The 11,781-nt window shown below is 58.4% G+C and carries 12 protein-coding genes; 8 read left to right on the top strand and 4 right to left on the bottom strand.

Translation table 11 applies throughout. From position 1 onward, the window contains the following. Nucleotides 1-929, bottom strand: a 929-nt coding sequence (corA, locus tag VIL80_RS06295) for a magnesium/cobalt transporter CorA (protein WP_332035291.1), incomplete at its 3' end; no start/stop codon positions are given. A 130-nt stretch (nucleotides 930-1,059) separates the two neighbouring features. After that, nucleotides 1,060-1,497, bottom strand: coding sequence for a host attachment protein (locus VIL80_RS06290; RefSeq protein WP_332035290.1), 438 nt, complete (start codon nucleotides 1,495-1,497; stop codon nucleotides 1,060-1,062). 177 nt (nucleotides 1,498-1,674) lie between these two features. Between VIL80_RS06290 and VIL80_RS06285 the strand changes: the two genes are divergently transcribed. The 6 genes from VIL80_RS06285 to VIL80_RS06260 all read left to right on the top strand — a co-directional run bounded on the left by VIL80_RS06285 (nucleotide 1,675) and on the right by VIL80_RS06260 (nucleotide 8,766). Further along, the gene (locus VIL80_RS06285) at nucleotides 1,675-2,091 is read left to right on the top strand and encodes a CBS domain-containing protein (RefSeq protein WP_332035289.1); all 417 of its coding nucleotides are present in this window, start codon (nucleotides 1,675-1,677) and stop codon (nucleotides 2,089-2,091) included. Nucleotides 2,092-2,170: 79 nt separating this feature from the next. Continuing rightward, complete coding sequence (locus VIL80_RS06280) at nucleotides 2,171-3,043, top strand: hypothetical protein (protein WP_332035288.1); 873 nt, start codon at nucleotides 2,171-2,173, stop codon at nucleotides 3,041-3,043. Next, nucleotides 3,033-4,088 carry a hypothetical protein gene (locus VIL80_RS06275; RefSeq protein WP_332035287.1) on the top strand — a complete coding sequence of 352 codons (1,056 nt, stop codon included), beginning with the start codon at nucleotides 3,033-3,035 and terminating at the stop codon, nucleotides 4,086-4,088. Before VIL80_RS06280 ends, VIL80_RS06275 begins: the two co-directional genes overlap by 11 nt. A gap of 181 nt (nucleotides 4,089-4,269) precedes the next feature. Further along, nucleotides 4,270-6,807: a TonB-dependent receptor gene (locus VIL80_RS06270; protein WP_332035286.1), complete on the top strand. Its 2,538-nt coding sequence runs from the start codon at nucleotides 4,270-4,272 to the stop codon at nucleotides 6,805-6,807. 76 nt (nucleotides 6,808-6,883) lie between these two features. Further along, entirely contained in the window at nucleotides 6,884-7,789 is a 906-nt protein-coding gene (locus tag VIL80_RS06265; protein WP_332035285.1) for a tyrosine-protein phosphatase, read from the top strand. Nucleotides 7,790-8,049: 260 nt separating this feature from the next. Then, on the top strand, nucleotides 8,050-8,766 hold the full coding sequence (locus VIL80_RS06260; protein WP_332035284.1) for a hypothetical protein: 717 nt from the start codon (nucleotides 8,050-8,052) through the stop codon (nucleotides 8,764-8,766). A 45-nt stretch (nucleotides 8,767-8,811) separates the two neighbouring features. On the opposite strand, the gene VIL80_RS06255 is transcribed toward VIL80_RS06260, so the two are convergent. Further along, on the bottom strand, nucleotides 8,812-9,192 hold the full coding sequence (locus tag VIL80_RS06255; RefSeq protein ID WP_332035283.1) for a hypothetical protein: 381 nt from the start codon (nucleotides 9,190-9,192) through the stop codon (nucleotides 8,812-8,814). A gap of 223 nt (nucleotides 9,193-9,415) precedes the next feature. Between VIL80_RS06255 and VIL80_RS06250 the strand changes: the two genes are divergently transcribed. Then, the gene (locus VIL80_RS06250; protein WP_332035282.1) at nucleotides 9,416-10,543 is read left to right on the top strand and encodes an S-(hydroxymethyl)glutathione dehydrogenase/class III alcohol dehydrogenase; all 1,128 of its coding nucleotides are present in this window, start codon (nucleotides 9,416-9,418) and stop codon (nucleotides 10,541-10,543) included. Nucleotides 10,544-10,552: 9 nt separating this feature from the next. Next, nucleotides 10,553-11,395 carry an S-formylglutathione hydrolase gene (fghA, locus tag VIL80_RS06245; protein WP_349257176.1) on the top strand — a complete coding sequence of 281 codons (843 nt, stop codon included), beginning with the start codon at nucleotides 10,553-10,555 and terminating at the stop codon, nucleotides 11,393-11,395. A 55-nt stretch (nucleotides 11,396-11,450) separates the two neighbouring features. On the opposite strand, the gene VIL80_RS06240 is transcribed toward fghA, so the two are convergent. Then, nucleotides 11,451-11,781 (bottom strand): peptidase associated/transthyretin-like domain-containing protein (locus tag VIL80_RS06240; RefSeq protein WP_527250108.1); only part of this gene is annotated, 331 nt, incomplete at its 5' end.

The raw sequence follows: 11,781 nt of genomic DNA, 5'->3' as shown, positions 1-11,781 counted from the left end.
TACAGGTAGGGCGCCATGCCCGCCATCAGCATCAGCAACAGTGCCCAGGGGTAGCCCAGCAGCCACTGCAGTTCGGGCATATGTTCGAAGTTCATGCCGTAGATACTGGCCACCATGGTCGGCGGCAGGAAAACCACCGCGGCGATGGAGAAGATCTTGATGATCTTGTTCTGCTCGATATTGATGAAGCCCTGGGTGGAATCCATCAGGAAGTTAATCTTTTCGAACAGGAAGGTGGTGTGGGACATCAGGGTGTCGATGTCGCGCAGAATGCCCCAGCAGTCCTCGCGCAGTTCCGGGTCGTCTTTCAGGTGGCGCTGCAGAAAGGCGATGGAGCGCTGGGTATCCATCAGGCACAGGCGGATTTTACCGTTGGAGTCCTCGAGCTTGGCGAGATGGTCGATGGCGTCTTCCAGGTCTGCCTCTTCCTCTTCCAGTACCAGGTGGCTGACCTCACCGAGTTTCAGGTAGTTGTCTTCCAGCGCGTCGGCGAGGTTTTCCACTTTCTGTTCAAACAGCAGGATCAGCAGTTCCTGCGCGTTGTGGGCCTCCACCTGGTTGCGGCGGGCGCGCATGCGCAGCAGGCGGAAATCCGCCAGTTCGGCCTCGCGCACGGTGATCAGGCGCTGGGGCTGCAGAATGAAGGCGACGGTGGCGGTGTCGTGGCGACCTTCGCTCTGGGTCAGATACAGGGAGTGCACGTGGATACCGGCGGTATCCACAAAGTAGCGCGCGGAGGATTCGATCTCGTCCACGTCGTCGGATTCCGGCAGCTCCGTACGCAGCAGCTGTTCCAGCAGGTCGCGCTCGTCGTCTTCAGGATCCTGCAGGTCGATCCAGGCGGCGTCGGCCAGGGGCTGGCTGTGGTAATCGCTGCCCGCATAGGTTTCTTTGATCTTGCCGCGCCGGGTTTCAAACAGTCTCAGCATCACCGCTTCCTTGGTCGTCAGGTTTGCGCCGGGGCTTGGCCCGGGGAGTGTGGGGCATGGTGTCAGGCCAGTGACAACAAATCAATTGCCGCCACCCGCAGGCACTGCGGGTGGCGATTGGGGGCGGGGCTTACAGCCACGTGGGCAGGTGTGCGCGGATTTCCTCGCTGTCGCAGGTGGTGAGGTTCTTGCGCGACTCGCCGGCGATGGTGGCCAGGCAGGGTGTGCTCATGGACGAACGCAGGCTACCGGCCATTGACGGATCGGCGACGATGTACAGGCGGTCAAAGCGGCCTTCCTGACGCCCGCGCTCCAGGGTGTGAGCAATATCGCGGGCGAACTTGCGCGCGCCTTCCTTGCGCAGATCCGTGGGTTTCGCCATGCCGTGACGACCCTGACCGTTGCTGTCGAAGGCGCGCCCGGGGGCATCGCTGATCAGCTCGTGCCCCTTCATACGCCCCTCCGGGTAAACCAGAGATTCTATTTCCTGCAGAGAACCCGCACGTTTTTCCGCTTCGAATACGCGGGCATGAGTATGGTTGGCTACCAGAACCCAGGCTTTTGACATGGCCGTATACCTCTGTTTTTGCTGAGTCGTACCTCTCAATGGTAGGCCGTATGCCAACAGGTCCGTAGCCGCGGTGCTGGTTGGCCTCTCAGTGGTCGGCGTCACTATCATTTCTCTAGCCGAGACCTGTAAGAGACCCATACCAGAGAACAGATCCGAAAGGACGGGAGGTGTACTGTGAAAGTAGAACAAGCCATGCACCGGGGTGTCACCTGGTGCACGCCGGATACCCCGCTGTGGAAAGTGGCGCAATTGCTCAGGGATCACGACGTGGGCGCCATCCCGGTAGGTGAAAATGACCGCCTGATTGGCATGGTCACCGACCGCGATATCGTCTGCCGCGGACTTGCCGAGGGCGGGGACATGCGTGAAATGACCGCCGGGGATGTGATGACCGAGGGCATTGAGTACTGCTACGCCGATGAAAATATGCAGGAGGCCATCGATCACATGGAGCAAATGCATATACGGCGGCTGCCGGTGATCGACGGCGCGCACAGAATGGTGGGGATGTTGAGCATGGGTGACATTGCCCATGCGGTAAATGATGAGTCCTGCCAGCGCTACGCCACGGCGGTGTCCGCGCACCACTGATCCGGTGTCGTCGCGGGGTCATCGGTTTGTCATGAATCGTACATAGACTGGCGTTCAATGACGGTTAAACACGCTGCCGATGACTCCGCTATTTCTCGCAAACCGCAACGTACACTGGGTCGCGCTGGGGCTGCTGTTGGCCGCGGGCGTAGCAGTGTGCCTGTGGATTTCGAGCCAACGGATAGTTGCGCCGGCGCTTGGGGATTACCACGTCTACCGGTGCGATACCGGTAACGCAGCGAACAGCGCGGAATTTTCCGTGCTGCTGGTTTCCTCTGCGCGTGCACGGGAAATAGCCGACCGCCTGTGCGCCGCGCCGGAAATACGCCGGCACTACGGCTCGGTCCTGGTTTCCTGGAAGCCACGGGGGCGTCTGGGCGCAGAAGAAATTCTGAGCGAGTCCTACGACCTGATCTGGAGTCGCGGGCACACCATGGCGGGGCTGGTGCCCGAGTACGGCGACTTCTACCAGTCCCTGATGCGCTACGACCACTACCGCGTGTACTGGTTCAGTCGCGGCGCCGCGCCTGAGTTGACCGCGGAATACTTTCACGGCAAGCGCATCGGGCTGCTCAACGACAAGCTCAGCCACACCCTCTATTTATTGCCACTGGCTTCGCTAAAGGAAGCGGGCATCAACTTTAGCGCGGAAAACCTGATCTATTTTGACGATGCGGTAAGCCTGTACCAGGCGTTTGCACGCAATGAACTCGATCTGGTGAGTGGCGGCGATTATGTACAGCAGGATCTGGATATTCCGCTGTCGCGCACCCTCATTTCTGGCGACGCCCATGCCGCCACCCTGTTCGTGCGCCGCCACCGCCCTGCAGGGATTGATTGCGCACTGGCGTCGGCATTCGAAGGCTTTGCCAGTGAATACCTGCACGGCCAGCGCACTCTTGAAGGCGTTGGTGAGGGAGTTGCTGAGGGGGCCGATCGTTGTGATCCGTGAGCGAATCCATCGCCACCATATGCTGCTGTGGCTGGTGTTAAGCCTGGGGTTTATTGCACTCGCCACCTGGCAGGCCGAGCGCACGCTCGCGCAAGATCTGTCTGCCCAGCTCAACCGGAGCCTGCCGGAAAAGCTCGCTCTCGCCATGCAGTCGCGGCTCACCGACGACGATTTATCCCAGTGGGTGGCGCAGCGGCTCGAGCAGGATTTACACATGCTCACTCCCGTCGGTGGGCTGCCGCTGGTACGCCACTGCTCCGCGCGGGTCACCCAATTGCTTGAGGCTGAACACCCCGCGCCGGGCGGCGATATCCAGGTGTCGTGGAATATTGGCAGTGAACCGCGCAGCACGCTGCTGGCGCTGGATTGCCAATATAACTGGCCGCTGCTGGCTGCGACTCAGTCGCTTCTCGCCCTGCTACTGGTGGCTGCAATAGTGCTGCTGCCACCACCACTTTCCCACGTACAAGGTGCGCGCATCGCGCAACTTTTACAGCGGGGCCTTTCCCCGTTACAGGCACGCAGTGTTTCCGCATCACTGACCGACCACCAGCTAATGTGGTTTGACCGCGCGTTGCAGCGTAACGGCGGAGATACCGAACAGGCACTTGTCGCTGCAGCGATGGATCAACAGTTGGAATTCGATTGTGCTTCGCTGCAGGTCCGGGTACACGGCATTGCCGTGAAACTGGCGAAAACCCCGTTCTTTTATTACCTCTGGTATGCCCGCCTGCGACAGCAGGGCGACGGCTGGCTACTCAATCCGCCGGTCAATCGCCCGGATCGGGACGGGGCCGATTCTTTAATCGAGTTGATGTTGGATCAGGGGGGGCATGCCAAATCCATCAACGATTTGCGGGACAACGGTTTGCGCGCAAAGACCCTGGACCAGAACCGCAACAAGATCCGCGACGAACTGATTTCTGCACTGGGTGAAGACCTTGCCGCAGCCTATCTGTTTGAGTCCGAACGCGACATAAAAAGCGGACGCTACCGTTATCGCCTGGCTGTCGATTCCGCTATTGTGAAAATTTTAACCTGTTGATTTGAAAAGATTTTTTCTTTTAGAGATATCTTTTTCCGCGAAAAAAACATCGCTGTAACCCAACTGTCACTCCCTGTTTCGATCATCTGCCCCAAGCGGTCAGGGCAACCCCTGACCACATTCTGACGAGCCCTCTTGAGCGGGCAACAAAGAAAACTCAGCCCATATCTGGAGCAGAACAATGATCACCAAATGTAAAAATAAATGGCCCCGCAACAAACTTGCCCTGCTGGTTTCTCTGTCCGTCTGTGGCACCGCAGCACCGGCCATGGCACAACAGGCCGTCGACGCGACCGCACTGGAAGAAGTCAGCGTGCTGGCCTCTCCGATCCGCGACAGCCAGAAGGCCGCGATCGATGCCAAGCGCGATGCCGACAACACCGTCGACGTAATCTCTGCAGACACCATCGGCCGTTTCCCCGACCAGAACCTGGCGGACTCCCTCGGCCGCGTACCGGGCCTCGCTATCGAACGCGACCAGGGCCAGGCGCGTTACATCAACTTCCGCGGTGCGCCTTTCCGCTACACCTCACTGGCCATTGACGGCCTGAGTATCCCGGGTGCGGAGAACGGTCGCGTACCGCGTTTCGACAGCTTTCCCTCCGTAATTACCAGCCGTATCGACGCCAACAAGGCGATCATGGCGGACATGCCCGGGGATGCGGTTTCCGGTTACATCAACATCTCCACCTTCGATCCGTTTGCCAAATCCGGCTGGGCCGCGTCCACCGACCTGGGCATGGGTAACCAGGAGCTGGGTGACGGCGATATCGAAAAATCCGCATTTCGCACTTCCTGGTCCGGTGACAACTTCGGCTTCTCCCTGTTCGCGTCCGAGAACAGCCGCGAGCAGACCACCGATAACCGCGAGTACGACATTGAGCGCGGGGAAAATGGCGAGCTGCTGGTAAACGAGCTGGACTTCCGCAGCTACAAGGTTACCCGCGAAGACCGCGCTTACGGCGGCCGCTTCGAGTTCCGCGGTGACGGCGCGCTGGAGCGCGTGTTTGTCTCCACCCTGTATAACGAGTTCCAGGATTTCGAAGAGCGCAATCAGTTTGTATTCGACTTTGCTGGTGCGGCCGAAGCGGTTGGCGCGCCCCAGGCAACCGGTGCTGTAGGTGAAAACCAGTTCGCGCTGGTAGGGCGTTCCCTTGAGTATGGCCTGTACGAAAACTCCACCTTCACCAACACCCTGGGTGCAGATTTCGCGGTCGGCGACTGGCATATCGAATCCCGCGTCAATTTCACCGAAACCGAAAACAACATGTTCCTGCCGCTGCCCCGCAGCGCCGGCGGTTTCGTGATGGCGAGCTTCGATGTCAGCGACCTGTACGACCCGGCGGTAACCGGCCTGTTCGATCCGCGCACACAGTCTCCGATCGACGTCAACGGTGTCAACTACGCGGTTGACCTGGGCATGCTGATCGGTTCCCAAATGACCATCGATGCAACCAAGTTCAAGCTGGACGCAGAGCGCGAGCTGCAGATGTTTGGTCACGACGCGGTGGTAAAAACCGGTGTTGAGCTGGACTCCCGCGAGGCCGATGGCTTTGGCATGGTCTTGTCTTACGGCCTGTTCCCGTCGGAGGTAAACATCGCCGACTTCGCCACCAGCGAAACCTGGGACAGCCAGTTCAGCAACGGTATCTCCGGCGCTACCTACTACGACAACAAGGGCCTGCGTGCGGCCTGGGATGCTGCGGTCGATGGCCTGAAAGTTACCCCGAACGACTCCCAGGCGATCCGTCTGGAAGAGGACATCACCGCGGGTTACGCCATGGTCACCACCGATTACGACTGGGGCAACCTGGTGCTGGGTGCGCGGGTGGAAAACACCGATTACCTGAGCGAAGGCCCCACCGGAAAGTTTGAAGACAGCTTCACCAATGTGCTGCCAAGCGCCCACCTGAATGTGGACCTCGCGGAAGACCTGAAGCTGCGTATGTCTGTATCCACTGGTGTAAGCCGCCCGACTTACTCCGAATGGCGCGGCGACGACATGGTCGATTTCATTCAGAGCAGCGTAACCGCGGGTAACCCGGCGCTGGAAGCCGAGGAATCCGTGGGGGCGGACCTCTCCCTCGAGTGGTACGCGGGTGACGCCAGCCTGCTGAGTGCCGGTCTGTTTACTCGCAGCATCGACAATGTGATCTATGCGCAGAGCGATGTGATCGCCGGTGATGCCTACATGCCGGAAGTGGGCGCCGACTACTGGATCTACACCCAATACGTAAACGGCAGCAACGGCAAGATGAGCGGTGCCGAGTTCAATGCCGTGGCCCAGGCTGCAGATTTCCTGCCGGTAATGGAAGGCTTCGGTATCAGCGCCAACCTGACCCTGCTCGACAGCGAGTTTGAAACCCAGGATGGAACCCGCCACAGCCTGCCGGGTACTTCCGACACCATCTTCAATGCGTCGGTGTTCTACGAGATGGAAGGCTTCTCCGTCCGTCTGAACCACCAGTTCCGTGATGCCTGGCTGTCTACCACCGAGAACGTCGGCATGACCGATTACTGGGCGGAGCAGAAGCGTGTGGATCTGTCTGTGAGCTATGACCTGCCGATGTCGGTATTCGGTGCCGACGTCACCCTCTACGCCAACGCCAACAACCTGACCGACGAGCAGGACGTGCGTTACACCGGCGACGAGAGCACTCCGAACCAGGTGGAGAGCTACGGTCGCCGCTACCTCGCCGGCTTCCGTGTGAACTTCTGATAATCGACATCAAGTCAAATCCAGGCGGCCATTCAAGTACTGGCCGCCCGTCACATAAAAATTCGTTAGGTGATTTATGCAAAACAAATTCATGAATGGAATTCTGGCGGCCACTGTGGCCGTGGCCCTGGGCGCGTGCACTGCAACCGCGCCGGTCGCGGACAAGGCGCAGAGCGCTGCGGTACAGGCGGAAGTTGAACACCTGCGTGTGCTGCCGCTGGAAGGTGGGCGCAACTTCCGCGACCTCGGCGGTTATACAACCGCGGATGGCAAAACTGTAAAGTGGGGCAAGATGTACCGCTCCGGTATCCTCACCAACCTGACCGCGACCGATTACGACTATCTGCGTGATCGCAATATCGCCACTATCGTCGATTTCCGCTCAACCAAGGAGCGCACCCAGGAGCCGGATAACTGGCGCGGCAGCAGTGCCATCACCCTGGAGTGGGACTATGAAATGAACTGGGAACAGGATTTCGCCAAGGTGTTCGCCAAGCCGGATTTTTCCAAGAAGGATCTGGTGGCATTGATGGACAAGGGATATACCGACCTGGTCAAGCAGCAGACCCCGGCCTACCGCGCCATGTTCCAGAAGCTGATTGAAAACGATGAGCCACTGCTGTTCCACTGCACCGCCGGCAAAGACCGCACCGGCATCGGCGCGGCGCTGATTCTGACCGCGCTGGGTGTTGATCGCGAGACGGTGAAACAGGATTACATGCTGTCCAACCAGACCCTGGCGGGCGTCAAGATGATGGAACTTCCGGAAGACGCGAACGAGAAGGAAAAGCGCATGTACGCGTTTATGGCCCAGCTGCCGGAAGACGTTCGCGGAGCCATGTTCGGTGTGGAGCTGTCCTGGCTGGAGAGTGCCTTCGCTGAAATGGAGCGTCAGCACGGCTCAGTTGAAGGCTACATCGAGCATGCACTGGATGTGGATGCCCAGGAGCTGTCACTGTTGAAGGCTCGTTACCTGCAGTAAGGCATTTGGTTGAGGCTTTGAATGGTTTCTGGGCGTTTATTGCCCCATTCAAGGCCGCCTGTTCCATTGCGGCGCAAACTGTAGTGGTTCAGTCCCGAGTCCAGGTCACCCGGTGATGCCCATTACCTGGTGATCTTGTTATGTGTGGCGCATTTATTTGTGATATGGCCCACAGGTTGCAAGGGATAGTGTTCCGGCATTTCTGGCCTGCACCAGAATTTTGCCAGTCCATCAATTCTGCAGCACTCGGGAGCAAAGCCATGTCTCTGAATCGACTTGTCCTCTCCAACGTTTGGGTAAAAACTCAATTTTTGTTTCTCGCGGTGTCCGCGTGCCTGCCGTCAGCGGCGCTTGCCAAGGTGTCCTCTGTCTGGCCGGGCTATAACGGCAGTGATGCGGTTACCAGCTTGGCGGTTACGCCCGTGGAGATTCGCATTGAAGCCCCCACCCCACTGGCAGGCAATAATCTGCAATTGCTGCTCGCCCTTTCCGGGGATGGTGACCTGGGTGAATTGCGGCAAAAGGCGAGCCAGGAATTCAGTGATTACCTGAATCAGCAGGTGCAGAAGCGCTTCGGGGACTTCTTCACCGATGAGCGGGTGCATCTGGTGGACGAAGGCGCGCCGCTGACCCTGCACACCAATTTTGACGTGCGCATCCGCCAGAAAATGAATGATATTGTCAGTCGTAACAGCTACGACCTGGAAAAAGGCATCATGACTGCCTACGGCAAGTTCCACTATCGCCTGGAGGGGACGGTGAAAGGTGCACTGGCACTGCGAGAGGGCACGGTGGACATTTCAGAGCTGGCGCTACAGACACACTACAGTACCCGGGTACCGAAAGATGCCGGAACGGTCGAGGATACCACCCGCGTGGCCACCGAACGGTTGCTGGAGGATATCGCCGAAGAGGTCCTCGATCAGATCGAAAATATCCTGGATGCGGATTCTCTGGTGGTGTTGGCCCGAGGATAAGTTCTGCGGGCCTGATTTCCTTTACCCGGCAGGCCTGGATTGCGCTTAATTGAGGATCGGTTGGCCGCGGTAGAATTTTTGTGGTTGAGCCGGTATTCCCCTGCCGTCGTGCAGCGCCAGCTCTTCGCCATAAATCATTTCATAAATATCTTTTCTTCCCTGTTCCTGCAGAATCCGGTGGCCGCGGTAGAGTCTTTCCGGAGGCTCTTCGCCGGTCAAAAAGGGCGAACCACGCAGGGCTTCCAGTTGCGTGATCAGGTTGCGGGTGTCGCTGTCGTTGCTGCGGTGTTTGAGGTGGGCGAGCTGGGTTTCGAAGTCGAAATCGGAGAAGCGGAGGTTGATGCCGAATTCGGCCCCGATACGCTTGCGAAGTTTGCGCAGGGTATTGAGAGCCTGGGAGGTCATCAGCCACTGGTGGTCGTTCATCGTCGTTGCACCTTTTGTTGTCTTTTATTTTCTCAGGAGCAAGGAACGGGCCAAGTTCTCAACAATGACGTTTGCGGATACACGCGGCGCGAATCTCGCATGGTACACGGGTGCGTAAAAATTGACCGCGCCTTGCGTAATTGTGACAGGCAGCCCGGCCCTGATCTGTTAAGCTTTCTGCCAACTTTGACATTTGCCCTACGAGGCCGGAGAGGAGATTTTTATGTCAGCGAAACCCATCAAGTGTAAGGCGGCGGTGGCTTGGAAAGCGGGTGCGCCGCTGTCCATTGAGGAAGTGGAAGTCGCGCCGCCCAAGGCGGGCGAGGTACGCATCAAGCTGATCGCCACCGGTGTATGTCACACCGATGCGTTTACCCTGTCCGGTGACGACCCGGAGGGCGTGTTCCCGGCAATTCTCGGTCACGAGGGCGGCGGTATCGTCGAGTCCGTGGGCGAGGGTGTTACCAGTGTGGCGGTGGGGGATCACGTGATCCCGCTATACACGCCCGAGTGCGGCGAGTGCAAATTCTGCAAATCCGGCAAGACCAACCTGTGCCAGAAAATTCGCGCCACCCAGGGCAAGGGCCTGATGCCCGATGGCACCACGCGCTTCTCCATAAACGGCGAGCCGATCTACCATTACATGGGCACTTCCACCTTTTCCGAGTACACCGTACTGCCGGAAATCTCCGTGGCCAAGGTCAACAAGGACGCGCCACTGGAAGAAATCTGCCTGCTGGGCTGTGGTGTGACCACCGGTATGGGCGCTGTGGCGAACACCGCCAAGGTGGAAGAGGGGGCAACCGTGGCCGTATTTGGTCTCGGCGGTATCGGTCTCGCGACTATTATCGGCGCGCGCCTGGCAAAGGCGGGCCGTATCATTGCCATCGACATCAATGAGGGCAAGTTCGAACTGGCGAAGAAGCTTGGTGCCACCGACTGCATTAACCCGAAAAATTACGACAAGCCGATCCAGGACGTGATCGTTGAACTGACCGACGGCGGCGTGGATTACTCCTTCGAATGTATCGGTAATGTGAACGTCATGCGCTCGGCGCTGGAGTGCTGTCACAAGGGTTGGGGTGAGTCCATCATCATCGGCGTGGCCGGCGCCGGTCAGGAAATCTGCACCCGTCCGTTCCAGCTGGTGACAGGTCGTGTATGGCGCGGTACCGCGTTTGGAGGGGTGAAGGGGCGTTCACAGCTGCCGGGTTATGTGGATCGCTACATGGCCGGTGAATTCAAGCTGGACGATTTCATCACCCACACCATGCCGCTGGAAAAAATCAATGATGCCTTCGACCTGATGCACGAAGGCAAAAGTATTCGCAGCGTTATTCACTACAAGTAAGGCGTGCCGATGACTTTGCAACTAGTCAGCAAAACCCAGTGCTTCGACGGTGCCCAGTGCCAGTACACCCACCGTTCGGATGTGCTCGACTGCGAGATGCGCTTTTCCGTGTTTCTGCCCTCCCAAGCGGAAAAGGATGAGCGCTTCCCGGTGCTCTACTGGCTCTCCGGCCTCACCTGCACCGATGAAAACTTTTCCCAGAAGGCCGGCGCCCAGCGCATGGCCGCGGAACTGGGCATCGTGCTGGTGATTCCGGATACCAGCCCGCGCGGCGACGATGTGGCGGACGATGAGGGTTACGACCTCGGTAAGGGCGCGGGCTTTTATGTCAATGCCACGCAAATGCCGTGGAAGCCCCACTACCGGATGTACGATTACATCGTGGATGAACTGCCGGCATTGATCGAGGCAAATTTTCCGGTGGGTGATCGCCGTGCCATCTGCGGCCACTCCATGGGTGGCCACGGCGCACTGACCATCGCGTTGAAAAATCCCGGACGTTTTACTTCGGTCTCGGCCTTCAGTCCGATCTGCAATCCCATTGCCTGCCCCTGGGGTGAGAAAGCATTCGCGGCCTACCTTGGCGAAGACCGCTCAACCTGGGAGGAGTACGACGCGACGGTATTGCTGAGCCGGGCGACCGAGCGTTTGCCGATGCTGATTTCGCAGGGCGAGGAAGACCAGTTCCTGGAACAGCAGCTGAAACCCAATGCGCTGGAGGCTGCCGCCGAAGCCGCGGGTTATCCGGTGAAGATCGAGCATCACGCAGGCTACGATCACAGCTATTACTTTATTGCGTCGTTTATCGAGCAGCACCTGCGCTTCCACGCGGATTATCTGTTGGCGCACTAGCCAAATAAAAAGGCCGGCAAATGCCGGCCTTTTTATTTTCTACGCAGTTTCTTTTCTACACCGCGATGCCAACCTGTAGTGTTGCCACATAACCGTTTTCAATGTCACCCGTGACCTCTGCCAACTGGTAGGTGACACCATCACTGAATACGTTGTCCGCAGCAAAACTGCCTACCGAAGTGTTTTGTCCGTGCGCTGCATAGAGTGTGGAGTTGTATACCGCACGGGTTATTTCTTCGGGAAAAGCGAGCTGTGAAGTCGCCGTCGCCGTCGAACTGCTAAACAGGAAAACCTGGAAATGGATGTGGGTAATCCGCCCGGTATACCAGCCTGGGTAAATGGTTTCAAACAGAACCATGCCATCGCTGTCCACGTCCTGGATGCCG

Source organism: Microbulbifer sp. (genome assembly GCF_036563125.1).
Classification (GTDB): domain Bacteria; phylum Pseudomonadota; class Gammaproteobacteria; order Pseudomonadales; family Cellvibrionaceae; genus Microbulbifer.
This window is presented reverse-complemented; position numbering and strand designations above follow the sequence as displayed.